Below are 25671 nucleotides of genomic sequence, written 5' to 3' on the forward strand. Positions count from 1 at the left end.
GTTTAAACATGAGATCAGAAAATTGATTTAATTTTGTCGCATTACTTATTGCAATCCATCAAATCTTATTATGATTTTAAATCAATTTATGTCCTAACATAAATTGAACAATCAAATTGAGATTATAAATCTAAGATAATGCTTTTATAGCTTTATCCAATGTCCGGCACACATAATCAATTTGTTCTCTATTATGTGCAGCTGTAACGGTTAGACGAATTCGACTTTCATCAACAGGAACTGTAGGTGGACGTATCGCTGTACCTATAATTCCAGCGTTGTATAAATGATTTGATACTGCTAGAGTATCCTCATTGCTACCGATAAGTATTGGAAAAATTGGAGTTTCATTCGTGGCATATATTCCCATAGAATTTAAGCAATCTGTCATATAGTTCACATTGTCTTGTAGTCGCCTTAATACGGATGAATCAGACTCTATGATTTGTAATGCGGCCAAAGCGGCACCTATATCGGCTGGAGACAATGCCGTAGAGAATATAAAACTGCGACTCATATTCACTAGATAATCGATGATAGTACTATTAGCAGCCACATAACCGCCAACAGCTCCTAGAGATTTGCTCAATGTACCTAGCTGAATATCCACGTCTTTTTCAAGACCATAATAAGCAGCCGTGCCATGTCCGTTGCCAATAGTTCCCGTTGCATGAGCATCGTCTACCATAAGTAAAGCATGATACTTACGGCTGAGCTCGTAGAGCTTATCTAATGGGGCTATGTCACCGTCCATGCTAAAAACGCCGTCTGTGACAATGAGCTTACGTGCATTACGATCTACTTGTTTAAGTAAAAACTTTAATTCCTCTACATCACAGTGACTATAGGCTTTTATAGTAGCCTTACTCAATCTACAGCCATCAATAATACTAGCATGATTTAATTCATCGCTAAAGATAATCGTATTTTTATCTGCTATAGCAGAAATAGTACCTACATTTGCCATGTATCCAGTATTAAACACGAGAGCCTTTTCTGTATTCTTAAATTTTGCTAGTTCCTTTTCAAGTTTTGTAAACAAGGGAAATGTACCAGATACAAGACGGGAACCGCCTGAACCAGTACCATATTGTTGAGCCCCTTTAACGGCTTCATTTTTTACACGTTGATCAAAGGTAAGACCTAAATAATTATTTGACGCCATCATCAAATATTCTTTATCATCTTTTTTAACTCGTACTGCATCTATAGGGCAGTATTCCATTAGAGTACGCAAATTATGGTTATTTATTTTACTATCTAATTGTTCTTGGAAGAATTTATACATACGATCACCACTGAACAAGTACAGGTGCTTTTTCCAAGTACTCAATTACACCTTCCAAATCAATATTCGGCTTAACAAAAAATACACGTCCCCCTAAATTAGAGCCAATTCCCTTCATATTAGGGATGCGATGGTAAACACCATTACAAGCGACGTAGCCTATTGTGTAATCTGGATCATCAGACCAACATAATTCGCCTACAATCCCTTCTGCAGATTGCACCTTAGACGCCAATACTAAGGCCTCTCTCATATGTTCATTATCTCCTAGTTTATCAGAATCAAAGGAATCCATATGACTTACGCGAACACCACGATTACCTGCATCGAGGCGCTCACCAGAAATTGCATCAACTAACATAGCTCCCCGCATAGATGAAACTAGACTTTTTAATAAAAAAATAGAATTTCTAATAGCTGACTCACTAATATCAGTCCCCTGTAAAAGTTTTACAGCTAATTGATGTGCTTCAGTAACTGTATTTGCCGTATGTTCTTTTACTTTTAAACAATCTATATAGGTAATTGTTTCCGACGGAATTAAGTCCACTGTAATATTAATAAAATCAGCAGTCCCTTTACTGTGATGCAAAGCTCGTTCAGCTAAAGACTGGGCTATAAATCCAACTTGATTTAAGGTCACCATGCGTTCTGCGCCAGAAATATGGTGGCCCCCGTTTTCATGGGGACCACCTTGAGCTGCGCGCATACGCACACTATATAATTCATCCATATTATGATACCTTACCTTTAACTACATTACTTTGAGGTACTTGGTTGTGAATTTTATAGAATACTTTCACAAATACTGGTGCCATAATTACTGTAAAGATCATACCTGGAACTGCGAGAGCTATCATAGGTAATGCAGCCTTACCAACATATAAAGACAAAGATAATCGCGCTAAAGCAGATGCAATTGGACCAGAAATCATGATACCAATCATATGGTTTTGACACATCCAAAGAATAAGACCTACGATGAGACGGAATTGCATGGCAATCATAACATTAAGAATAGATTGTGTCCCTAATGCTAATCCAATCAAGCTAGATAAACATCCACTAATAATATACTTTTTGAACCCAAATACAGCACATATAGCGACCGCTAACGGCGCAGACAGTTGAAACTCTATACCAGGAATAATATTAGGTATTTTAATTGCCCCTAATACTGTAATCATAGCCGTTAAGATAGCGATTTCTGTAATGTACCGAATATTCTGATTCATAATGTATCTCCTCTACTTAGAAAATGTCAACTACAAACATTTCTTATTGTTTACATTATAAATTCTCATTATATTTTTATCAACTAAAAATATATTCTTAGTTAACAAATAATGCAAAAAAGAACCAAGCCATATAGACTTGATTCCTTTTGATTCTTAATATTTTTGCTGTTCTTTAATTCGCTTAGCAATATCGCGCTTAGCATCACGTTCTGCCATATCTTGGCGCTTATCATATAATTTCTTACCAGTTACTAGACCTACAGTAACCTTGACATAACCGTGACTGAAATGAAAGTTAAGTGGTACTAAAGAAAACCCCTTCTCCTTAACTTGGGCATATAACTTATTGATTTCAGATTTATGCATCAACAACTTACGTGTCCGCTCTGGTTCATGGTTAAAGCGATTTCCTTGTTCATATGGGCTAATATGAACGCCATACAACAAGATTTCCCCTTTATCTATACGACAAAAGCTATCTTTAAGATTAAGCTTACCTTGGCGGATAGATTTTATTTCTGTCCCTGTTAAAGCAATGCCAGCTTCATAGGTTTCATGAATATGAAAATCATGACGTGCTTTACGATTATCAGCAATAAGCGATGGGCTAGTTTTCTTTGCCATATTTCCCTCTATCGTTTACGTTTACTTTTAGATTTTTTGGATTGACTACGTTTTGTAGCTTTATTCGACTTCTTACGACTCGATTTGCCTTTTTTAGATTTTTTGCTGAAAGCATCATATCTAGAACGTCCAGTTTTTGAATCATCTCGTTTAGACGATTTTCTACCGCTTTTACGGGATGATTTACAATCCTTAGAACTGCCAAAACCATCACGACTAGTAGCATAATCGGAACCACTGTTCAATTTTTCTTGGATAGCCATCAGGTTATCTACTTCACCAAGGACAAAGTCGATTTGTTTCTTTTCTACATCGGCTTTTACAAGTGTAACAGTAACCTTTTCACCTAAGTGATAGGTTTTACCTGTACGCTTACCAACGAGGACAAAGTGTTCTTCGTCAAAGAAATAGTAATCATCGTTCATCATGCTAATATGCACGAGACCGTCAATACCATTCTCTAATTCTACAAACATGCCAAAGGATGTTATGCTCGCAATAGTACCTTCAAAAACTTCGCCTACAAAAGGAACCATGTATTGAGTCTTCTTAAGATCTGTAGTTTCACGTTCCGCTTCGGTTGCTACTTGTTCTTGTATGGAAGAATGTTCCACAGCACCTACCAAGAAGGCTTCATCTACATCTCGTTTAGAGTATCCACCTTTCCAGTGCATATCCGCTTTTAAAAGACGATGCACCATCAAATCCGGATACCGTCTAATGGGAGATGTGAAATGCGTATAGCATGTAGATGCTAACCCAAAATGGCCGACATTTTCAATGCTATATTTTGCTTGCTGCATAGAACGTAAGATCATAATTTGCGCTACTTGCTCAATATCTTGTCCCTTCACTACATTAAGGATTTTTTGAAAATCTCGAGGTGTTACACCATCAGCACTGAGGACGAGATTTTGACCTAAATAATTTAATACCTTTTGGAATAAATCCAATTTTTCTTCACTTGGATTTTCATGAATACGATATACCGATGTACGTTCAGTATCTTTCAAATGTGTTGCTACCGTTTCATTAGCAATGAGCATACATTCTTCGATAAGACGCTCTGCCATAGTTCGGTCGCGTTTTACAATACGCAACGGTGTACCGTCGAGATCAAGTAATATCTTATACTCAGGAAAATCAAAGTCTAATGCCCCTCTACGACGACGCATCCGATTTAAAATCTTTGAAATCTCTGCTAAATCGCGAAGCATAGGTATAAAATCTACTAAATCGTCAGGAATAATATTTTCTTCAAGCGCTTTATAAACTTCCTTATAGCTGCAGCGACGTCCTACGTGGATAATAGACGGACGAATACGATAATTAACAACTGTACCCGAATCATCAATCTCCATCATGCACGTCATAGCATAGCGGTCCTCATGTGCATTTAAGCTACAAATGCCATTCGATAATACCTCTGGCAACATTGGTACCACTCGGTCCACCAAATAAACAGAAGTACCACGCTTATACGCTTCATTATCAATAGACTGACCAGAAGTGACGTAATGACTAACGTCCGCAATATGTACACCTAGTTCGTAATTACCATTTGGTAATTTGCGACCACTTACAGCGTCATCAAGATCTTTTGCATCTTCTCCGTCGATAGTTACCATTTGTAAGTCTCTAAGGTCCCAACGTTTTGGATCCTCATGGATAACAGTATCTATCTTCTTACTAGCCTTAATAACCTCTTCAGGGAAGGCAAAAGGAATCTTATGGTTAGCCATAATACAGTTAATATCTAGGCCTACATCCCCCTTATAACCTAGAATTTCTGTAATAATCCCTTCAGGCTTTTTGTCGCCTTCAGGCCATTTTGTAATTTTTACTAAAACTTTAGCGCCACTACGAGCATCTAAAGTATTTTTTAAGTCCACAAAAACATCAGTACCAATGCGTTCATCATCAGGTACAACAAAGCCAAAATGTTGTTGTCTATCGTAAGTACCCACAATAGTTTCGTTGGCACGCTCAATAACATCAACGATGATGCCTTCACGTTTATGCTTAGTATAATCTGATGGTACAATGCGAACACGTACCTTATCATTATGCATGGCTGTACCTTTATTTTGTTCGGCTACATAAATATCTTCATCATCCAGCATAATAACAAAGCCATATGACTTACGATAACCTTTATAGATACCTTCATATTCTTCATGCTGTTGATCTGCATACTGATAAACATCTGGACGAGTCGAAGTTAATACGCCTTCACGGGCAAGCATTTTCGCAGATCGAATAAACATTTCAAGATCTTTACCGCCTTGAATACGATTATCCATTGCAGCATCTTCAATATGATATGCATGTGGTTGTATAGATTTATAAAAGTCCAATACCTTTTTCTTCAAATCTGCACCCCCTTAGGATGTAAAAAGAAAAAGCCTGCAATGCAGGCTTTCATCATTAGAATTGATTAATCATTGCCCCTAAAACTAAGCTCAACACAGCAAAGATAATCCCCAATATAATCGTACATCTGGACAAGAAACCGTCTAAACCACGGGCCTTACCACCAAAAGAAGAGTCTGCCGCACCAGAAACTGCACCGCCCATACCAGAGCTTTTACTATTCTGTGCAACTACAACTACGATTAATAAAATTGATACGATTACTTCTAGGATCATTAAAAAATTTGTCACGACTATCATCCTTCCTGTGAGGCTCGTTGCGAACCCAATACACGATGTTCTAAATATTTCTCTAATTTACGTTTTACCCTTTGCAGCGCATTATCAATAGATTTAACACTGCGATCTGTGACCTCAGCCATTTCTTGATAAGAACGTCCATCTAGATATCCTTCCAAGACCTCCCACTCGAGATCACTTAAAAGATGACCAATATTACGCTCAATATCATCTAGTTCCTCTTGACTGATGATAAGGTCTTCAGGATTTGTAACCTTTGTTGAAGATAGCATTTCGATCAATGTACGCTCAGAGTCCTCAGTATATACCGGTTTATTTAAGGATATATAGGAGTTCAAAGGCGCATGTTTTTGTCTTGTAGCCGATTTAATGGCTGTAATAATTTGTCTAGTTATACAAAGTTCCGCAAAGGCTCTAAAGGACGCTAACTTATCGTGTTTAAAATCACGCGTCGCCTTATAGAGTCCAATCATACCTTCTTGGATGATGTCCTCTCTATCGGCACCTACCAAGAAATAGGAGCGAGCCTTAGCTCGAACAAAGTTCTTATATTTATTAACAATATAATCGATTGCAAACTCATTTTGCTCTTCTTGAGCTATGACCACAACTTGCTCATCGGTCATTTCCTTGAAATTGTAATCGGACTTGCGTGTATGAATCATTTTCATAAGCGCCTCCTTACAATTGAATGAGAAAAACCAATATATTTATTATACTGGAACTATATATGATTTTCAACTATCAATGACCACGGCGCAATTTCTCAAGCTTTTCAGCCACTTCAGGAGATAATAAACCTCCCACTTCATTACGACGCACTGAAAATTGATCACGTCTATGTTCATGAGCATATTGAAGTCGTTCTTCTTCCTTAGCAATACGAATCATATTTTGCAACTCACGAGCAGAAATACGCAACCCTCCAGAGCCTAGAATTTGATTCTGTTCTGCCCCATCAGAGGTTACAACATATACATTAGTATATTCGCCTTTACGTAAAAATACCTCTCGTTCAATAAATGAATCCGCCGTTTCTCCATCCTCAGTATATACTTCAATGAATCCACTTGTGATGGATTCAATGGAGCCTCCGGATTTTGTATATTTACAGTCAAACACAAGGATTACTTCATAGCCCTTGAATTTACCATAATTTAACAATCTATCTCGAAGTTCCATTCTCGCATGTTCTAAGGACTCATGAGCCAATTTTTTCAAATGAGTCCATGCAAAAATTACATTGTATCCGTCTACAATTAAGATATCTTTCAGCATAGTTATTTCGCTTGGCGTTGACGTACCGCCTCATACATAAGAACTGCAGCTGCAACAGATGCATTCAAAGAATTCAAATTCCCATACATAGGAATTGTTACAAGGAAATCACAAGCTTCTTTTACAACGCGACTAATCCCCTTACCTTCATTACCAATGACGATAACCGTAGGAATTGTCATATCAGCTTCATACAAGGTACGATCGCCTTCCATATGAGCCCCCATTACCCAAAACCCTTGTTTTTGAAGTTGTTTAATGGTTTGCGCTACATTACCAATTTGTACAAGTGGAATTTGTTCAATAGCACCTGCAGATGTCTTTGCAACAGTAGCATTAATAGGCGCATTATGTCGTTTAGGAATGAGTACAGCCGCAGCTCCCGCACATTCAGCAGTACGAATGATCGCTCCCATATTATGTGGGTCTTCAACACCATCCGTTAAGATAAGTAAAGGAACCTCATGTGTTGTTTCTTGTAATACCTCTCCCAATTCTTTAAATTGAACGGCCGATACAAGAGCTATAACCCCTTGATGTGGTACCTCTAAATCGTACTTATTCATCTGCTTAACTGGTGTTGGTCTAACTTCAATCCCTTGAGATTTAGCAAGACCTACAATATCAGCTAGCCCTGTTTTTACCTTATCTTCGCTGACCAAAATACGTTGAATAGAACGACCACTTTTAAGGGCTTCTTTAACCGCATTGCGACCTACAATATAATTATCCATACTACATACCTCGTAGAGTTATAGAAAAGGCTTGCCCCATGATATGCTGTAAGCGCTCTTCTTGGCGCGTTTCATAAAGAAATCCTAGTACTGCTTCAAAGGCCGTACTACTGCGATATTCTTGAACAGTACTACTTTTAGGCACGTTTACATTACTATTTCTAGCACGGCGTGCAATAGCTTGTTCATCTTCTGTGAAAGTATTTTCTATTTCTAGCAATACTTTCGCCTGTGATTTAGCGCAAATAAATTCAGTAACGATAGTATGTAAAATCTGTACTTTTGTAATATTCATTTGTACCACGCGTTCACGCACATACATGGAGTATACTGCATCACCGATATATGCTAGCATAACTGCATCAGCACTTAAGCACTCCTCTATTGTTCGTTTGCGCAAACGAAGCGGCTCTTCTTCAAGAGCCGTTAGTTTCTTTATCGCTTCATTCTTTAAGAATTGAAATTGTTTAAACTTCACGTTTTTTCCACCGTGCACCTTGAGGAGAGTCCTCAATGGTAATACCAATCTCAGCTAATCGATCGCGGATACAATCAGCTAATGCCCATTGTTTTTGTTCGCGACAAGCTTGACGTACAGAAAGAATAACTTGCATTAATTCTTCGTATTCAGCAGCATTGGCGCCCGTGTTGCCTTCCCAAGCTTTTTCGAGAACGCCAATAACATCTGTCATAAATTTGAAAATGCGTTTTACTTCAGCAATTGCCTCTTGGCAAACAACGCCTTCTCTACTTGTTACTGCTTGATAATAAATATTTATTTCCTTTGCGAGACCAAACATGCTAGATGTTGCTAAAGCCGTGTTGAAGTCATCGCTCATGGCAGCCTCAAATTCTTCTTCGTATTCTTTCGCTTTTTCTAATAAACGTTGAGCTTCATCACATGCACCTGGTTCACATTTTTCAAGATAAAGAAGATTTTCAATAGCCGTGCTTAACCGTTCCAAAGATTTATTAGCTTCTTCTAAACGCTCATCAGAGAAATCTAATGGGCTACGGTAATGCGTGCTCAATAAGAAGTAACGCAATGCATCAGGACTATATTGTTCTAAAATATCTTTTACCAAAAAGAAATTATTCAAGGACTTAGACATTTTTTCAGAATTAATAGTGATAAAACCATTGTGCAACCAGTAGCGCACTGCTGGATGTTGACCAGAGCAACCTTCTGATTGAGCAATTTCATTTTCGTGATGTGGGAAAATCAAATCGCTACCACCGCCATGGAAGTCAAATTCTGTACCTAAATATTTTTGGCTCATAGCAGAACATTCAATGTGCCAACCTGGACGACCATTCCCCCATGGGCTTTCCCAATATGGTTCACCAGGTTTTGCTGCTTTCCACAAAGCAAAGTCCATAGGATTCTTCTTACGACCATCTACTTCGATACGTGCGCCTGCTTCCATATCGTCTAATGTACGACCAGATAACTCACCATAATGTTCAAATTTCTCTACACTATAATATACATCGCCATCAAGTTCATAGGCATAGCCCTTGTCAATCAATGTTTGAATCATAGCAATGATATCATCAATATGTGTAGATACACGTGGATAAATGTCTGCACGTTGTACACCAAGCGCATCCATTACTTCAAAATAGCTATCAATATAACGGTTTGCAATGGTGTCCCAAGATACACCTTCACCATTAGATGTGTTGATGATTTTATCATCCACATCAGTAAAGTTTTGTACATATGTTACTTTATAGCCTACATGTTTCATATAGCGACGAATTACGTCCCAAGTTACGAAAGGACGTGCATTGCCAATATGAGGATGATTATATGGTGTAACACCACACACATACATTTTAGCATCGCCTGGTGTTACAGGATTGAATACCTCTTTTTGGCGCGTCATAGTATTATAAACAGTAATTTCTCTCATCGTTACCGATGCCTCCATTTTTGTAAAATAAAAAAGACCTCTCATCTCATACAGAGACGATGGTCCGCGGTTCCACTCTGTTAGGCACCAACAGTGGTACCCACTCATCGCATAACGGCGCGTCACCGGACAAACCTACCTATAATCGGAGTGTCAGCTCGTGAATGCATTTCGTCTACCTATCCATGAACCCTCCCACCATCGGTTCTCGCTAAAAAGTTAGTTGTAGAGTACTTCTTTCAGTCTCAGCTATTATTATATAATCTATATTTATATATAAAATTATTCTACCAATAATGCTATAGAATGTCAATAATTATAAGAAAAATCCTCATCTTTTAAATTTAGCTATTAGCCTATCATACATGTGTATTTCAGCCAACTTAATTAGAAATGATGAGGATCAATATAATTAAAATATCTGACCACTATTATTATAAATAACAATAACTTTTATAGAAAACAATTAATGGCAATTTTATTAGTTAATATCAATTAATATTATGCGTTTTCCAGCTTTTCTTGATCATCATGTTTACGGCAAATCCCCGCAAAGATGGAGCCCGTAAAGTTATGAATAATGGAGAATACTGCACCTGCTACCGCAGCTTGTGGCGTAAAATGTTTAAGTGCTAAAGATACTGATAATGCAGAATTTTGCATAGCCACTTCGATTTGCATAGCACGACGAGAAGACACATCAATACTGAGGGCTTTACATACCAAGTATGTCACAACATAACCACTCAAATTTTGTACTAAACATGCTACAAAGATAATGAAACCAGTTTCGGCAATTTGCTTCTGGTTAACTGCAGTTACAGCTGCCAAGATAAGCAATACCGCGATAGCTGCAATTGTTGGGCATACAGATTTTACAGGTTCAATTTTTGCGCCAATAAAGTAATTCAATACAATTCCTAAAATAATTGGTACCAACACAATTTTTACAATAGATATAAACATTGGCATAAATTGAATTTCAATAGAAGATGTTGCACCTGCATATAATACGACAAATAAAGGCGTTAAAATAGGTGCCAATAATGTAGATACAGTCGTTGCCGATACGGATAAAGGAACATTACCATTGGCAAGAAAGGTCATTACATTAGAAGCAGTACCACCAGGACATGCACCTAACAAGATAAAACCAACCCCAACTTCTGGTGGAAAATTAAATGCTACGGCTACTAAAAAACCTGCTAATGGCATCCATAAGAATTGGATTACGGATACAAGAATAACCTTCATTGGTTGCTTAAATACATCAATAAAGACTTGAGCTGTTAATGTTAACCCCATCGCAAACATAACAAACTGCAGCATGTAAGCAATGTAAGGAGTCATCCAAGAAAATACTGCAGGTAGCATATATGCTAAAACAGCCATCAATAGTACTATCCAGGATAGATAACTATTGAATAAGTGATTAATAGAACGAATAACACTCATAAAAACACTCGCTTTCATAATAAATCAAAATTTAATACGCCGATTATTATAGCATTTCTATAGAATATTAACAACATATACAAAAAGAGTTCACATAACACCTGTTACGTGAACTCCTTTGATTAATTGATCAAATTTATTTTGTTAATGCACCTACATTATCTAAACGATGTAAGCACTTTTCTTTACCAAGTAATGTGACAATATTATTCAAATCTGGACCATGCATTTGACCTGTTAAAGCTACACGAATTGGCATAAATACGAATTTACCTTTTAAAGAGGTTTCTTTCATTACCGCCTTGATTGTTGCTTTTACAACTTCAGGTGTAATTTCATCAAGTTCAGCCAATGCATTCCGGAAAGCGCCGAGAACTGTTGGGGCTGTTTCTTCTTTCAATACAGCACGCAACTCCTCTTCATGCCCCTCTTCAAGGAATACTGTTTCGCCCATAAACAAACCTACATGATCTTTAATTTGAGCACCATAGCTAATATGATCACGGAATGTAGAGCATAACAATGTCAACCAATCGATATCAACTTGATTCAAGCTATCTGGAGCTAAACCAACCTCTTTTAAATGTGGTAAACAAAGGTGGAATAACTCTTCATTACTCAAATTCTTCATGTAGTGGAAATTTATATGGTTTAACTTATCAATATCAAATACAGCAGGATTTTTCGCTACCCGATCCATAGAGAAAGCCTGAATCAATTCATCTTGTGTGAAGAATTCTTCTTCACCTTCAGGAGCCCAACCAAGAAGTGCCAAGAAGTTTACAAGTGCTTCTGGCAAATAACCTAATTGTTTGTATTGTTCAACAGAGGTAGCACCATGACGTTTAGACATTTTCTTGTAGTCTTTACCAAGAATTAAAGAAATATGACCAAACTTAGGGACTTCCCAGCCAAGAGCTTCATATATGGCCATTTGTCGAGGTGTATTGGATAGATGTTCTTCTGCACGAATAACGTGAGTAATCCCCATCATATGATCGTCCATTACTACAGCAAAATTATATACAGGAATGCCATCAGATTTTACAATTACAAAATCACCAACACCATTAGATTCAAAGGATACATGCCCACGTACCATATCATCAAAAGCATATGTTTTATTCAACGGTACACGCAAACGAATTGTAGGTTTACGACCTTCAGCAATGTATTTAGCCTTTGTCTCTTCATCTAAGTGTTCACAATGACCGTTGTATTTCGGTGTTTTTCCACGCTCCATTTGATCTTGACGCACCGCATCTAACTCTTCAGGAGTACAATAACACTCATAAGCTTTACCTTCATCCAATAAGCGTTGTGTTACTTTTTTATATAAATCAAGACGTTCTGTTTGACGGTAAGGACCATTATTACCGCCTACATCAATGCCTTCATCCCAGTTCATGCCAAGCCATTGTAAGGAAGCTTTAATATTCTCTTCACTTTCACGTGTGGAACGAGTTAAATCCGTATCTTCAATGCGCAATACAAATGTGCCTTTTTCCTTACGTGCTAATAGCCAGTTAAACAAAGCAGAACGAGCACCACCAATATGGAATGGACCCGTAGGGCTTGGAGCAAAACGAACTTTCATGGAACTCATGATTAAATCTCTCCTTCATATACAGAAACGACAGCTTGTGCAGCAATGCCTTCGCGGCGCCCAATAGCCCCGAGCATTTCATTCGTTGTCGCTTTAATACTAATGCGATCTAATGGTATCTCTAAAATAGACTGTAAATTCGCCTTCATCATATCAATGTGAGGTTTTAATTTAGGTGTCTCAGAAATAACCATAATATCAATATTATAGGCTTGTAACCCACGTTCTTTCAATAAGAAATTTACTTTTTCTAGTAAAAGCATGCTAGAAATCCCTTTATACTGGTCATCTTCAGGTGGAAAATAGTATCCAATATCCCGTAAACCTGCAGCACCCAACATGGCATCCATCAAGGCATGAATAAGAACATCCGCATCGGAGTGACCATCAGGTCCAAGGTCAGATTCTATATGAACACCACCTAAGATACAAGGACGACCTGCTTTTAATTGATGAATATCATAACCAAATCCAACACGCATACGTTTATCCTCAATTCCTAAATATCGTTTAGCTACTGCAATATCATTTGGTGTTGTCACTTTAATATTACAATAATCTCCATCTACTATATATACAGGCTGCCCTAAATACTCGACGAGGGACACATCATCAGTGCCTAAATATTTTTCATCATGAGCCTTTTGATGGGCCTCTTTAAATAGTTCTTTTTGAAAGCCTTGTGGCGTTTGAATTTGGTATAGTTCACTGCGCTGTAATGTTTCTAGAACATTATGGTCCGTATCAACTCGTTTAATGGTATCCGTAGCTGGAACACCTACAGTAGCCGCTCCATAGGTATTAGCCGCGTCAACAACATTATTAAACAGTTCTGTAGAAGCTAATGGTCGCGCTCCATCATGAACCAGTACAATATTACTATCTTCTGATACAGCTTTGAGCCCATATGCCACAGAATCTTGACGCTCTGCACCACCTAGGACAATGCGAACAGGGACCGTAAACTCTAAAGGTTTAATATGTTCGGCCATATATCCTTCTTCACCTTCAGCTACAACGAGAATTATCTCCTTTAAATCATTTAGCTTTGCCACATTTTGTAATGTACGTTGAATAATAGAATATTGCCCTAGAGGGATAAATATTTTATTCTCCTTGTATGCCATACGGCGACCAGCACCTGCAGCGAGAACGATACAACTAATTGCCTTGTCCATTTTGTCCTCCATCTACACGAGCAAAAATCATCCGTCCTGCACTCGTTTGTAATATGGATGTAACCATAACCTCTACATTTTGACCAACATAAGGCTTACCATCCTCTACGACAATCATCGTACCATCATCAAGATACGCTACGCCTTGGTGTACTTCCTTACCTTCTTTCATGATTTGTACGCGAAGCCACTCTCCTGCAATAAGAGCTGGCTTTAACACATTCGCCAATTCATTGAGGTTAAGAACTTCAATGCCTTGTACACGAGCCACCTTGTTCAAATTAAAATCGTTAGTCATCAATTTCCATTGCTTATCTAAAGCAAGTCGCATAAGTTTTGAATCAACTTCTACAAGATCATCATAATCATCTTCAACAATTTCTATAGCTACCTTATTGGTATCTTGCATATCCTTCAAAATATCAAGGCCACGTCGTCCACGGTTTCGTTTCGTAGCATCCGCAGAGTCAGAAATTACCTGTAATTCATTTAATACAAATAGTGGCACCATCAGGGGACCTTCAACAAAGCCCGTAGCGCATAGTTCTTTGATACGACCGTCAATAATAACTGAAGTATCTAGTAATTTTGGCGCACTAGAGGATTTATCTAATTTATGAGTTGAAAACATTTTAAAACGACTTGTTTTTTTAGTGCTATCTCCTCCCCATTGTTGTACGTAGTTATTGTACATTTCGGGGCCTTTACGAGCCATGATTTTAAGTCCACTATATCCAAAAATAGCACTCAGAATTATAGGAATATAAGGTCCTATAATAGGTACTTGATTGAATGCAACACCAATTAGATTTGCAATAATAAGGCCGAATAATAAACCGATGGTGCCTGCAATCAATTCTTGATTTGGAATATGAGTAAGAATACGCTCTAATCTTTTAGAAATTACTAAACCTTGTTTCAGAATAAATGATGAAATCAGATAACCAATAACAAGGCCTAATAGAGTACCTACGATTAATACTGCAATACGTGCAATTGTTAATGACATGTCCCCAAAAGATTCAAATTGGGAAACCAAATATGGGTCAATAATAGGTGCTAAGCTGTCCATTCCCACGTAGGCTGCTGTACCTACTAAAATGGCTATTACATAGCGTAAAATCCGATAAATCATGAAATCACCTCCTAATTAAGAAAATACGAGTTGCATCGCCTCTTGTATAGATTTGACACCTTTAATTTTGATAGAACTATCATTATCCTTAATTTGTTTATAGTTGCCTTCAGGAATAATAAACTTTTTAAAACCTAATTTCTTGGCTTCATTTATACGCTGTTCAATGCGAGGAATACTGCGAACATTACCAGTTAAGCCTACTTCACCTAAAATTACCATATCTGTTGGAACGATTCGATTTTTCAGGTTTGACACAATGGCAACCGCCATAGATAAATCACAAGCAGGTTCATTTACCTTGAGACCACCTATAACATTTACATACACGTCTTTATTACCTAATGTAAAGCCACAGCGTTTTTCTAAAACAGCCAATAATACAATTAATCGATTGAGATCGTAACCTATCGCCGTGCGTCGTGGCATACCAAAGGCCGTAGTAACTACCAAGCTTTGTACCTCTACTAAGATAGGACGAACCCCTTCAAGGTAAATCATGACGGCACTGCCGCTTTCTTCATCGGAACGCTCGGCTAAAAGAGAAGCAGACGGATTGGACAATTCCTGTAACCCTTCCTCTACCATGGCAAAAATGCCTGTTTCTGATGTAGATCCAAAACGGTTTTTAATAGACCGTAATATACGGAATTGATAAGAACGCTCCCCTTCAAAGTAAAACACTACGTCTACCATATGTTCTAACATACGTGGGCCAGCTATATTCCCCTCTTTCGTTACATGTCCAATGATAACGGTTGGAATATTTCGTTCTTTACAGAAGCGAAGTAGGCGAGATGTGCATTCACGAACTTGACTAACACTGCCTGGCGCAGCATCTATATCTCCCGTATACATAGTTTGTATAGAATCAATGACTAGTAAAGAAGGAGTCATTGTATCAGCTTGCTCTAATATATGATCTAGATCTGTATCTGCAATAACTTGTAACCGTTCACTATTAATATGTAGTCGTTCTGCTCGAAGTTTAAGTTGTAACTGAGACTCTTCACCAGATGCATAAAGAACTGCTCCTACTGTATCGGCTACCTTCTGAGAAACCTGTAGTAACAGAGTAGATTTACCAATACCAGGATCACCACCTAAAAGCATTAGAGCACCAGGCACTATGCCCCCACCTAATACACGGTCAATTTCACCAAAGGTTGTAGATACGCGTACAATAGAAGAAATTTCGATATCTGGCAAGGCAGTAGGCTTCGCCGTTTGATTTCCAACACCTCGAGAAGGTGTGCGGCTATGTTTAGTTTCTTTAATTATTTCTTCAACTAATGTATTCCATTCTCCACATTGTGGACAACGGCCCATCCACTTAGAGGATTCAGCCCCACAATTTTGACAAAAGAATACAGATTTTGCTTTTGCCATAACACCTCAATACATTTAAAAAGAAAGGTCATGAATGATAACCATTCATGACCTTTTATGCATAATTTTACTACATGGTTAACTATCATCATTCTATAGTATACCATTTAACTTATATTTTTTATATGAAAGGTAGTCATCAACTGTATAATTTGTATTTTTATCATATTGATACAACAAGATCGTTATCCTTTGCATCTGCTTTAATAATTTTACCTTCTTTTGCATCTCCTTTCAAAATAAGATCGGACACTGGGTCCTCAATTAAACGTTGAATAGCACGTTTTAATGGTCGAGCCCCCATTGTAAAATCAGAGCCCTCCTTAACGAGAAATTTCATAGCCTCAGGAGTTATTTCTAATTGTAAATCACGTTCTCCAAGGCGTTTTGTGACATCACTCATTAAAATGGTTACAATTTCTTTTAAGTCCTCTTCTGTTAATGGATGGAATACAATCATTTCATCGATGCGGTTTAAAAACTCAGGTCTAAAATGACGTTTCACCGCATCCATTACTGACTTCTTAGCCTCTTTAAACTCAATTTCTTTATTTTCATCTACATTGAAATCAGATTTTTTAGCCGCTAAGAAACCAAGTTCTGGAGAGTTTTTATGTAAAGCTTTAGCACCTAAGTTACTTGTCATAATAATAACTGTATTTCTGAAATCTACAGTTCTTCCTTGACTATCAGTAAGACGACCATCATCAAGAACTTGTAACAAAATATTAAAGAAATCTGCATGTGCCTTTTCCACTTCATCGAGGAGGATAACGCTATATGGTTTGCGACGTACCGCATCTGTTAATTGGCCACCTTCTTCATAGCCTACATAACCTGGAGGGGCACCGACTAAGCGAGACACAGTATGTTTTTCCATATATTCAGACATATCAAGTCGAATCATAGCAGATTCATCGCCGAACAAAGAGGATGCAAGCGCTCTTGCTAGCTCAGTTTTCCCTACACCAGTTGGCCCAAGGAACAAGAATGAACCAATAGGCCGTTTTGGGTCTTTTAATCCAGCCCTTGCACGGCGTACAGCTTTAGCTACAGCAGTAACAGCCTCATCTTGACCTACTACGCGTTTATGAAGTTCTTCTTCCAAATGTAGTAAGGTTGCAGACTCTTCTTCTGCAATTTTAGCCACTGGAATGCCTGTCCATTGCGCTACTACAGCAGCTATGTCTTCCTCTGTTACTATTAACTTTTGATCACTTTTTTCTTTAGCGATAGATTTTTTATCACCAATTTCTTTTAAAAGTGATTGTTCTTCATCGCGAAGCTTTGCAGCCTTTTCGAAATCTTGAGACGTAACAGCCGCTTCTTTTTCTTTCTTAACTGTATTGAGGCGATCCTCTAATGCTTTAACATCAGGTGCTGCAGAAAATACTTTCATACGAACCTTAGATGCAGCTTCATCGACTACATCGATAGCCTTATCAGGTAAGAATCGATCTGTAATATATCGGCTAGATAAAGACACAGCTGCTGTTAATGCCTCATCTGTAATCTTAGCCTTATGGAAAGCTTCATACCGATCTCTTAATCCCTTTAAAATTTCAAGAGCATCCTCTTCGTTAGGCTCTCCTACTTGAACGGGTTGAAAACGACGCTCTAAAGCAGCATCTTTTTCTATATGTTTCTTATATTCATCAAGTGTTGTGGCACCGATAACTTGGAACTCGCCACGTGCCAAAGCAGGCTTTAAGATATTAGCTGCATCCATAGCGCCTTCAGTAGCACCTGCCCCAACCAATGTATGAATTTCATCTATAAAGATAATCATATCATCATGTTGTTGTACTTCATCAATGGCTTTTTTCAACCGTTCTTCAAATTCACCACGGTACTTGGCACCTGCTAACATAGAACCAATACTAATAGAAATAATGCGTTTATTACGTAAAATCTCAGGTACATTACCAGTCACAATACGCTGTGCCAAGCCTTCGGCAATAGCTGTTTTACCTACACCTGGTTCACCGATAAGAACAGGATTATTTTTAGTTCTACGGCTGAGAATTTGAATGACTCGTTGAATCTCGGTATCGCGGCCAATAACAGGATCAATCTTACCTTGTTTAGCAGACTCATTAAGGTCAGTTGCAAAATCTGACAGCTCACCTAAATCATTATTGCTATTTATTCCCTCTTGACCACCATTATTGCTAACTTTATTCGAGCCAAGAATACTACGAATTGCTTCTACTACGTCATTACTACGTATATTCATAGCTCGTAGAATAGCAACAGCAACACCGCTACCATCGCTAAGTAGGCCCAATAGAATATGCTCAGTACCAACGTAGTTGTGATTCATGTGATTTGCTACTTGAATGGCAAGCTCAAGTACATGTTTAACGCGAGGTGTCATATATATTGATGTTGCCTTTTTATTACCACGACCTACATGTTGTTCTACAGCTTCAAAAATATCTTCTGTAACAAGACCAAGCTCTTCTAAAGCTTTAGCTGCTACCCCATTTTTAACCTTTGTAAGGCCGATGAGTACGTGTTCAGTACCGACATAGTCATGCCCTAACTCCAAAGCAGCCTCTTGAGCTAACGAAAGAACACGCTGTGCATCGTCTGTAAACCGTTGCATCATAATATCACCTCATCTATCTATGTAAATTATAATTGTTTCTCTTCAAATATATGTAAACAATGGTGAAATAACCATTGGACTATCAAAAACTGATATTAAACCTATTAATCTATTATGCTATCTAGTATATATATTTACTATTTCTTACAAATTTCTTAATAGTTAAACTAAAAAATTATATAAATCAATCTATACAAAATAAATAATCATGCATTAATTATTTATGTACTTATATTAATTTGAAAGTTTTTGACGTATCACTTTTGCACGATAACTGTCTCGAGCAGCATCTGTCAAATTTTCATTTCCTAAGTATTTACAGAGGAAGTTTGGTCTAGTTATAGCAACAAGCTCATTAAAAGTATCTTTACCCCAGAATGGTAATATTTCTAAATCTACACCTAATTGAATATCACTAAGCTTACTAAGTGCCTCTTTACCGTTTACACGTCGTGCATATTGTAAAACTCCATAAGATCGCCATAGTATATCTTCCAAACCTTCTTTATCATTATGTAATAAAAACTGCCGAGACTTTCGTTCTTCTGCAATAATTCCTTCTACGATTTTATTTAATTGCTCAATAGTTGCTTCTTCACTAATCCCCATCGTTCGTTGATTAGAAATCTGATAAATACAACCCAAAGCCTCAGAACCTTCACCATACAACCCTCGTACAGAGTAACCTAGTTGTATTATGTTACGAATGAATCTCGTAATACGACCAGATAAGGTCAATGCGGGTAAATGTAACATAACAGATGCTCGTAAACCTGTACCCACATTAGTGGGACAAGCAGTTAAATAACCAAATCGCTCATCAAAGGCATAAGGGTATTTTTCTTCGATGGCTTTATCAATTTGAACTGCATGATTATAAGCTTGTTGCAATTTAAGTCCTGAAGCCATAGATTGAATACGTAAATGATCTTCTTCATTTACCATAATTACGATAGAAGCATCATCAGATACGATCAAATTACGATACGGTAAGTGTTCCTCTAAAGCAGGACTCATTAAATGCTTTTCAACTAAGACAGCACGTTCACGTTGACTTAATTGCTCAAGGCTGATATTTGTATATTGATGTCCATCAGCCTTTTTTAATATTGGCAATAAGCCTCGAGAGATTGTCTTTACTTTTTCCAAGGAAACTGTATCTTCACGATTCGTAAACAATATATCATCAAAATTTCTCGCCAAACGTATACGGCTTGAAATTACAATGTGGTCTGTTGCCTCTATATCCTGACACAGCCACTGACTTAGAGGTAAGTCCAGTATAGTATCTAACATAAGAACCTCCTATTCTTTATCACCATCGATGATAACTTCTAGATTTTTAATTTTATCTCTCAAAATTGCGGCTTCTTCAAAGTTTTCAGCTTGAATAGCTGTATCTAATTGACGGCGTAGTTGCTTTATTTCATACTTTGCTTTGAATACATTAGTACCACGACTAGATATAGTTCCTTCATATTCAGAACTACCTTGTATTCGTTCTAATAATGGATTTATTTCACTATTAAAAGTCTCATAACATTGACCACAGCCAAACTTACCTACCCGATTGAATTCATCATAAGTAATACCACACTGAGGGCATCTTTTAGATTGATGAGCTTTTAATAAGTTATCTGGATACACCATATTCTTAAAAAAATCATTAGTAAAAAAGTTATTATCCCACATATCATTCATAAAAGAACTATAAGGGGATAATTTTCCGGCTTGTTGTAACTCGGTTGCACAAGCACCGCAAAGATGTTGTTCAGTCTTTTGATTATTTATGATATTAGTCATATGGATAGTAGCTTCATTCTTATGGCAATGATCACATAACATAGATCATCACTCCTTCCGTAATGTGTCCACCATTGATGCATATAATTGGCGAACAGCATCATTACGTTCTTCTACGTTAACATTTTCAATTAATGTAGCAAAAGAATTATGCATCAATTGAGCTTCACGACGGGTAATCTTTTCGGATTGTAATAGTTGAAATAATGATTGATCTACATCCCGCATATCAATTAATCGTTCTACCGTGTTTGAACCTTCATAAATCCGATAAGTTGTAACAGCAGGTAAAGAATCTGAACTTTCTGGGTTAATTTTTTTGATTCGAATATACCCACCCAAACCTCGTCTTGACTCAACATCAAAACCGCGCTCATTAGAAAAGCGTGTACTTAATACGTAACTAATTTGGGATGGAGCACAATCTAATTCATCAGCCAATTCATTACGCTTTAAAATTAGCTTTTCTTGCTCTTCACGCATACGGTCTAATATAAATTTTTCTATTTTATCAGCTATCATACTCATAAATAACACCCCTTTAAAGTTTATTTACTATAGTTTTGACTATTTGTTCTTTAGCATAGCTCTATTATATTTGACTTTTTGACCTTAGTCAATATAAAAGTCAAATTTCATAAAAATAACATTTGACTTTTAATATATTCTCATATAATTGGACTTAATGCTTAAATCTATGTATAATAAATGAGATATTATTTTCCGAAGGAAGGTGTTGTTATGGCAGAAGCATTAGGACAAGAACTGTTAATTGATTTATATTCCTGCGATGAAGACGCAATTTCATCCGCTACAGCTGTACAGGAAAGTGTAGCAACTGCATTTGACTTAGCTGAACTTGATGTTGATGAAATCAGTTGTCAGGTTATGGATGAGGAAATCGCCCTCCTTTCTGTCGCACCAGGTTTTCACTTTACATTGCACACATATCCTGCACTTGGTTATGTAGCAGTTGATTTGTATTCCTTCGAGCAAATATTACCGCTTACGTTAATTATGAAAGCCTTACGTAAATCTTTTAGAGCTGAAAAAGTAAAGGCAACAAGTGTGCAACGTGGCGACTTTGGTAACGAACGTGATATGAAACCACGTCGAAAAACTAAGATTACTACACTTGGTCGTGTTTCTCGTACACGTATCCAACTAAAACAAACTGGCGGCAAGTTGAAAAAACAAAGTGCGAAAGTTATTAAAACATTAGCTAAAAAAAGCGGCTTAAAAAAAATAACATAAAAGTAAGATACAAAAAAGCTAGAGGATTTCCTCTAGCTTTTTATTTGGATTGATATGTAATTCTACTTATATAGCTTATCTACGAATCATCATTTCTTCAAGATTGAGAACATCAGCAATTTCATCAACATCATCACAGATATATTCGGAATCTGCTTCTTTTAACTCAGATTCCGAGCCATAGCCATAGGTAACACCGATGGAGATACAGCCAAGTTCATTAGCCGCTTCTACATCGTACTTACGATCTCCAACCATGAATGTCAATCGACGGCCATTTTCATCAGTTAATGGATTACCACAAAGCATGAGGGCTTTTTCAAGAATTTCTTTCTTGTGTAACAATCCGGCTTCGTAATTAGCACCAACGATAACATCAAAATAAGGTGTCAACTCAAAGTGATCTAAAATATCTTTAGCATAATGTTCTGGTTTTGCAGTAGCTACAGCTATAGTATATTGTTCCGTTTTACATTTAGTCAATAAGTCTACAATATTCGGATATACTTTATTTTCAAATTTACCGATGGTACCATAACGTTCACGGAATTTAAAATATGTTTCTTCCGCTTGATCAAAGGTCAAGCCACAATGTTCTTGGAAAGCATCTACCAATGGTGGCCCTAAGAATAATTGTAATGTTTCTTCATCAGGTACCTTATAACCGAAATATTCCAATGCAAATTTAATGCTTTTCAAAATACCTTCTTGAGAGTCAGTTAAAGTTCCATCTAAATCAAATAATATCGTTTTCTTCATATTATTTCTTTAAAGCCTCTTTCAATGTATGCCATGCAAGAACTGCACATTTTACACGTGCTGGCATGTTAGAAATATTTTGTAGAGCCATAGCATCTTCTAATTCTTCTAACTCATTTTCATCGGTAATCTCTTTTTTAATCATACCTAAGAAAATTTCAACCAAACGAAGCGCTTCCTCAACGGATTTTCCCTTAATGATATCAATCATCATAGATGCAGATGCTTGGCTAATAGCACAGCCAGAACCTGTATATGCAGCATCTTTAATGATACCATCTACTACATTGAGTTGTAATGTTAGATCATCACCACAACTAGGGTTATGTCCATGTTCAGAATTTGTAAATTCAGATAATTCATGCTTATTACGTTTATCTTGGTTATGTTCCAAAATAAGTTCCGTATATAATTGATCCATTTCCATTAGTGGTAACTCTCCTAATCTTTAAACCCCATTACTGAACGAACAGTCTTTAATACTTCAAGGAATGCGTCTAAATCTTCCTTGCGAGTGTATAAGTACATACTTAAACGAGTAGATGCAGATACATTGTAGAACGCACCTAATGGTTGTGCACAATGGTGACCGGAACGAACGCAGATTCCCTTAGAATCCAAAATCGTAGCTACGTCATGAGGATGTACATCATCTACAGTGAACGCAATAACGCCATGTTTTTCCTTAGGATTTTGAGAACCAATAACATGGACATGTGGCAATTCAACAATCTTAGGAAGAATATAAGCTACTAACTCCTCTTCATAGGCTTCTATAGCATCCATTCCAAAAGATTCCAAATAATCAATAGCTGCATGCAAGGAAACAGCACCATCAGCATTTGGAGTACCTGCCTCAAACTTATATGGAAGCTCATTGAATGTAGCAGTTTGTTCTTTTACATACTCAATCATATCTCCACCCAATAGAAATGGAGGCATAACTTCTAATAATTCACGTTTACCGTATAGTACACCAATTCCTTGAGATGCACACATTTTATGACCAGAAAATACGAAGAAATCGCAATCTAATGCTTGTACGTCAATTTTTTTATGAGGTGTAGATTGAGCACCGTCTAGAACAACAATAGCACCTACAGAGTGAGCCTTCTCAGTTAATTCTTTTACAGGGAATTCCATACCAAGCACGTTACTAACATGAGCGAAAGCAACAATTTTAGTCTTTTCATCAATTTTATTGATTTCACCAGCTTTTAAGTGCCCATGTTCATCAAGATACATGTATTCTAAGGTTGCCCCCGTCTGCTCTGCTACGTATTGCCATGTTACAAGATTTGCATGATGTTCAGCAACAGTAATGACAATCTTGTCACCTTTTTTCACATTATGAAGGCCATAGCTGTGTGCAATCAAGTTCATTGACTCCGTACTATTACGTGTAAATATAACCTCTTCGCGTTCGCGAGCATTGATAAATTCAACTACGCGATCTCGTGCATTTTCATAGTCTTCAGATGCTTCAATGGCTAAAATATGAGAACCACGATGTGGGTTACCATTACGTTGTGTCATATGTTCCACAATACGGTCAATTACGGACTGTGGAATTTGTGCAGTAGCACCACTATCTAAATAGATAACACGGTGCCCATTATGCTCTTTATGTAATATAGGAAAGTCTTTGTATGCTTCTGCAATTGGTCTCATAAAAACGCCTCTTTATATTTTATTACGTACAGCTACTAAAGCCGCTTCTTCAATCGTTTCATCACCAATGCGATCAATAATAGGTCGAATCATAGATTCAACAATGATATGTTTTGCTTCTACCTCACTAAAGCCACGGCTCATGATATAGAACAATTTATTATGATCAATTTGGCCTGCACTTGCTGCATGATTACCAACTACATTATCTTCTTTACACAATAAAAGTGGTAAAGAAATAGATTTTACAGTTGGATCTAACAATAAGCAAGTATCTTCTTCCGCCCCTTCAGAAGCAGTCGCACCACGAAGGAAATCAAGAGTGCCACGGAAGGATTTTTTTGAATTACCGCTTAGAGCACCTAAGGTATGAATATCACTAAATGATTTTTTACCACCATGACTCATAATCATAGAAATATCAAATTTTTGCTCTTTATTACCAAGATAAGCAATGTCATGAACCATACGAGATTCTTGGCCTACTAAATCATGATAGTAATTCAAGATGTTTTCACTACCACCAATTTCAATATTGATGTATTCTACATCTGCTTTATCTTCTAATTTAGTGTATCTATGCTCGATATGTTGTACATGTTCAGGCAAAAGATTTACCTTTTTTACCACAACCTTACCAGCTTCTTTAACATCATACTCGTTTAAATAGCTAACATTTGTCAATGCATCGCCAGAACCAGTTACATAGAATTGTACTTCTAGTTCAGCATCTTCACCAACGATAAATTGAAAACGATTTGCCACACGAGCATTAGCATCAATGCGGATGCCTACAACTTCTTTCGCCTTAGGAGGCACATTGATAGCATAGCCTCCCGCTTTTTCAACTAATACTTGAACAGCTTCTTTATTAGCACCTTCATAATTATCATCTAGTAATGCTGTACCAACAGGTAATGGTGAAAGTATATCTTTATTCGCTTCCACAGCGATGGATTGTACCGCTGTATCTTCTCCAGCTAGAGAGCTTACAGTATGATTAACGCGCAACCATCTGAATGTCGGTCTAGGGAGTTCATTAAATAGTAATTCGCTCAT

Annotated in this window: 25 protein-coding genes and 1 other annotated feature; of the genes, 1 reads left to right on the top strand and 24 read right to left on the bottom strand. The window is 37.2% G+C overall.

Annotation, left to right across the window (positions count from 1 at the left end):
- Nucleotides 1-130: 130 nt before the first annotated feature.
- From bioF to Q7O55_RS02195, 20 genes are all read right to left on the bottom strand, one after another.
- Entirely contained in the window at nt 131-1288 is a 1158-nt protein-coding gene (gene bioF / locus Q7O55_RS02100; protein ID WP_369691700.1) for an 8-amino-7-oxononanoate synthase, read from the bottom strand.
- Nucleotides 1289-1292: 4 nt separating this feature from the next.
- On the bottom strand, nt 1293-2021 hold the full coding sequence (locus Q7O55_RS02105; protein ID WP_303927943.1) for a 6-carboxyhexanoate--CoA ligase: 729 nt from the start codon (nt 2019-2021) through the stop codon (nt 1293-1295).
- 1 nt (nt 2022) lies between these two features.
- Entirely contained in the window at nt 2023-2523 is a 501-nt protein-coding gene (locus Q7O55_RS02110; protein WP_303927945.1) for a hypothetical protein, read from the bottom strand.
- 156 nt (nt 2524-2679) lie between these two features.
- Nucleotides 2680-3150 carry an SsrA-binding protein SmpB gene (smpB, locus tag Q7O55_RS02115; protein WP_303927946.1) on the bottom strand — a complete coding sequence of 157 codons (471 nt, stop codon included), beginning with the start codon at nt 3148-3150 and terminating at the stop codon, nt 2680-2682.
- Nucleotides 3151-3158: 8 nt separating this feature from the next.
- On the bottom strand, nt 3159-5522 hold the full coding sequence (gene rnr, locus Q7O55_RS02120; RefSeq protein ID WP_303927947.1) for a ribonuclease R: 2364 nt from the start codon (nt 5520-5522) through the stop codon (nt 3159-3161).
- A 55-nt stretch (nt 5523-5577) separates the two neighbouring features.
- Nucleotides 5578-5814, bottom strand: coding sequence for a preprotein translocase subunit SecG (gene secG / locus Q7O55_RS02125; RefSeq protein ID WP_298712683.1), 237 nt, complete (start codon nt 5812-5814; stop codon nt 5578-5580).
- Between the two features lie 5 nt (nt 5815-5819).
- Nucleotides 5820-6494: an RNA polymerase sporulation sigma factor SigH gene (gene sigH, locus Q7O55_RS02130; protein ID WP_303927951.1), complete on the bottom strand. Its 675-nt coding sequence runs from the start codon at nt 6492-6494 to the stop codon at nt 5820-5822.
- A gap of 73 nt (nt 6495-6567) precedes the next feature.
- Nucleotides 6568-7101, bottom strand: a complete 534-nt coding sequence (locus tag Q7O55_RS02135) for an NYN domain-containing protein (protein WP_303927953.1) — start codon at nt 7099-7101, stop codon at nt 6568-6570.
- Between the two features lie 2 nt (nt 7102-7103).
- Nucleotides 7104-7835 (bottom strand): 23S rRNA (guanosine(2251)-2'-O)-methyltransferase RlmB, encoded by a 732-nt coding sequence (rlmB, locus tag Q7O55_RS02140; RefSeq protein WP_303927954.1) that lies wholly within the window; start codon nt 7833-7835, stop codon nt 7104-7106.
- Between the two features lies 1 nt (nt 7836).
- Nucleotides 7837-8313, bottom strand: coding sequence for a Mini-ribonuclease 3 (locus Q7O55_RS02145; RefSeq protein WP_042466765.1), 477 nt, complete (start codon nt 8311-8313; stop codon nt 7837-7839).
- Nucleotides 8303-9751, bottom strand: coding sequence for a cysteine--tRNA ligase (gene cysS / locus Q7O55_RS02150; protein WP_303927955.1), 1449 nt, complete (start codon nt 9749-9751; stop codon nt 8303-8305). Before cysS ends, Q7O55_RS02145 begins: the two co-directional genes overlap by 11 nt.
- Nucleotides 9752-9800: 49 nt before the next feature.
- Nucleotides 9801-10007: a binding site (T-box leader), on the bottom strand.
- A 245-nt stretch (nt 10008-10252) separates the two neighbouring features.
- Entirely contained in the window at nt 10253-11224 is a 972-nt protein-coding gene (locus Q7O55_RS02155; protein WP_303927956.1) for a bile acid:sodium symporter family protein, read from the bottom strand.
- A 118-nt stretch (nt 11225-11342) separates the two neighbouring features.
- Nucleotides 11343-12812 carry a glutamate--tRNA ligase gene (gene gltX / locus Q7O55_RS02160; RefSeq protein WP_303927958.1) on the bottom strand — a complete coding sequence of 490 codons (1470 nt, stop codon included), beginning with the start codon at nt 12810-12812 and terminating at the stop codon, nt 11343-11345.
- Between the two features lie 2 nt (nt 12813-12814).
- Nucleotides 12815-13990 (bottom strand): 2-C-methyl-D-erythritol 4-phosphate cytidylyltransferase, encoded by a 1176-nt coding sequence (gene ispD, locus Q7O55_RS02165; protein ID WP_303927959.1) that lies wholly within the window; start codon nt 13988-13990, stop codon nt 12815-12817.
- A complete protein-coding gene (locus tag Q7O55_RS02170; RefSeq protein ID WP_303927960.1) occupies nt 13974-15125 on the bottom strand; it encodes a PIN/TRAM domain-containing protein in 1152 nt (383 codons plus the stop codon). Before Q7O55_RS02170 ends, ispD begins: the two co-directional genes overlap by 17 nt.
- 15 nt (nt 15126-15140) lie before the next feature.
- Nucleotides 15141-16514: a DNA repair protein RadA gene (radA, locus tag Q7O55_RS02175; protein WP_303927961.1), complete on the bottom strand. Its 1374-nt coding sequence runs from the start codon at nt 16512-16514 to the stop codon at nt 15141-15143.
- Nucleotides 16515-16677: 163 nt separating this feature from the next.
- Nucleotides 16678-19125 (bottom strand): ATP-dependent Clp protease ATP-binding subunit, encoded by a 2448-nt coding sequence (locus tag Q7O55_RS02180; protein WP_303927962.1) that lies wholly within the window; start codon nt 19123-19125, stop codon nt 16678-16680.
- A gap of 234 nt (nt 19126-19359) precedes the next feature.
- A complete protein-coding gene (locus tag Q7O55_RS02185) occupies nt 19360-20421 on the bottom strand; it encodes a protein arginine kinase (RefSeq protein WP_303927963.1) in 1062 nt (353 codons plus the stop codon).
- A 9-nt stretch (nt 20422-20430) separates the two neighbouring features.
- Entirely contained in the window at nt 20431-20970 is a 540-nt protein-coding gene (locus Q7O55_RS02190; protein ID WP_303927965.1) for a UvrB/UvrC motif-containing protein, read from the bottom strand.
- Between the two features lie 6 nt (nt 20971-20976).
- Nucleotides 20977-21456, bottom strand: a complete 480-nt coding sequence (locus Q7O55_RS02195) for a CtsR family transcriptional regulator (protein ID WP_303927966.1) — start codon at nt 21454-21456, stop codon at nt 20977-20979.
- Nucleotides 21457-21669: 213 nt separating this feature from the next.
- Here Q7O55_RS02195 and Q7O55_RS02200 point away from each other — a divergent pair, with 213 nt between their 5' ends.
- Entirely contained in the window at nt 21670-22182 is a 513-nt protein-coding gene (locus tag Q7O55_RS02200) for an S-adenosylmethionine decarboxylase family protein (protein WP_303927967.1), read from the top strand.
- A gap of 75 nt (nt 22183-22257) precedes the next feature.
- On the opposite strand, the gene Q7O55_RS02205 is transcribed toward Q7O55_RS02200, so the two are convergent.
- From Q7O55_RS02205 to Q7O55_RS02220, 4 genes are read right to left on the bottom strand one after another with little or no spacing between them, the layout of a single operon-like run.
- A complete protein-coding gene (locus tag Q7O55_RS02205) occupies nt 22258-22941 on the bottom strand; it encodes an HAD hydrolase-like protein (RefSeq protein ID WP_303927968.1) in 684 nt (227 codons plus the stop codon).
- A gap of 1 nt (nt 22942) precedes the next feature.
- Nucleotides 22943-23368, bottom strand: coding sequence for a Fe-S cluster assembly sulfur transfer protein SufU (gene sufU / locus Q7O55_RS02210; protein ID WP_004696027.1), 426 nt, complete (start codon nt 23366-23368; stop codon nt 22943-22945).
- A 14-nt stretch (nt 23369-23382) separates the two neighbouring features.
- Nucleotides 23383-24612 (bottom strand): SufS family cysteine desulfurase, encoded by a 1230-nt coding sequence (locus tag Q7O55_RS02215; RefSeq protein WP_303927969.1) that lies wholly within the window; start codon nt 24610-24612, stop codon nt 23383-23385.
- A 12-nt stretch (nt 24613-24624) separates the two neighbouring features.
- Complete coding sequence (locus Q7O55_RS02220; RefSeq protein ID WP_303927971.1) at nt 24625-25671, bottom strand: SufD family Fe-S cluster assembly protein; 1047 nt, start codon at nt 25669-25671, stop codon at nt 24625-24627.

This window comes from Veillonella parvula (assembly GCF_945949885.1).
Lineage (GTDB): Bacteria > Bacillota > Negativicutes > Veillonellales > Veillonellaceae > Veillonella > Veillonella parvula_B.

Bases quoted from the DNA above. Each gene is read 5' to 3' on its own strand.
- bioF (WP_369691700.1), bottom strand. From the start codon at position 1,288: ATGTATAAATTCTTCCAAGAACAATTAGATAGTAAAATAAATAACCAT.
- Q7O55_RS02105 (WP_303927943.1), bottom strand. From the start codon at position 2,021: ATGGATGAATTATATAGTGTGCGTATGCGCGCAGCTCAAGGTGGTCCC.
- Q7O55_RS02110 (WP_303927945.1), bottom strand. From the start codon at position 2,523: ATGAATCAGAATATTCGGTACATTACAGAAATCGCTATCTTAACGGCT.
- smpB (WP_303927946.1), bottom strand. From the start codon at position 3,150: ATGGCAAAGAAAACTAGCCCATCGCTTATTGCTGATAATCGTAAAGCA.
- sigH (WP_303927951.1), bottom strand. From the start codon at position 6,494: ATGAAAATGATTCATACACGCAAGTCCGATTACAATTTCAAGGAAATG.
- Q7O55_RS02135 (WP_303927953.1), bottom strand. From the start codon at position 7,101: ATGCTGAAAGATATCTTAATTGTAGACGGATACAATGTAATTTTTGCA.
- rlmB (WP_303927954.1), bottom strand. From the start codon at position 7,835: ATGGATAATTATATTGTAGGTCGCAATGCGGTTAAAGAAGCCCTTAAA.
- cysS (WP_303927955.1), bottom strand. From the start codon at position 9,751: ATGAGAGAAATTACTGTTTATAATACTATGACGCGCCAAAAAGAGGTA.
- Q7O55_RS02155 (WP_303927956.1), bottom strand. From the start codon at position 11,224: ATGAAAGCGAGTGTTTTTATGAGTGTTATTCGTTCTATTAATCACTTA.
- gltX (WP_303927958.1), bottom strand. From the start codon at position 12,812: ATGAGTTCCATGAAAGTTCGTTTTGCTCCAAGCCCTACGGGTCCATTC.
- ispD (WP_303927959.1), bottom strand. From the start codon at position 13,990: ATGGACAAGGCAATTAGTTGTATCGTTCTCGCTGCAGGTGCTGGTCGC.
- Q7O55_RS02170 (WP_303927960.1), bottom strand. From the start codon at position 15,125: ATGATTTATCGGATTTTACGCTATGTAATAGCCATTTTAGTAGGTACA.
- radA (WP_303927961.1), bottom strand. From the start codon at position 16,514: ATGGCAAAAGCAAAATCTGTATTCTTTTGTCAAAATTGTGGGGCTGAA.
- Q7O55_RS02180 (WP_303927962.1), bottom strand. From the start codon at position 19,125: ATGATGCAACGGTTTACAGACGATGCACAGCGTGTTCTTTCGTTAGCT.
- Q7O55_RS02185 (WP_303927963.1), bottom strand. From the start codon at position 20,421: ATGTTAGATACTATACTGGACTTACCTCTAAGTCAGTGGCTGTGTCAG.
- Q7O55_RS02190 (WP_303927965.1), bottom strand. From the start codon at position 20,970: ATGTTATGTGATCATTGCCATAAGAATGAAGCTACTATCCATATGACT.
- Q7O55_RS02195 (WP_303927966.1), bottom strand. From the start codon at position 21,456: ATGAGTATGATAGCTGATAAAATAGAAAAATTTATATTAGACCGTATG.
- Q7O55_RS02200 (WP_303927967.1), top strand. From the start codon at position 21,670: ATGGCAGAAGCATTAGGACAAGAACTGTTAATTGATTTATATTCCTGC.
- Q7O55_RS02205 (WP_303927968.1), bottom strand. From the start codon at position 22,941: ATGAAGAAAACGATATTATTTGATTTAGATGGAACTTTAACTGACTCT.
- sufU (WP_004696027.1), bottom strand. From the start codon at position 23,368: ATGGAAATGGATCAATTATATACGGAACTTATTTTGGAACATAACCAA.
- Q7O55_RS02215 (WP_303927969.1), bottom strand. From the start codon at position 24,612: ATGAGACCAATTGCAGAAGCATACAAAGACTTTCCTATATTACATAAA.
- Q7O55_RS02220 (WP_303927971.1), bottom strand. From the start codon at position 25,671: ATGAGCGAATTACTATTTAATGAACTCCCTAGACCGACATTCAGATGG.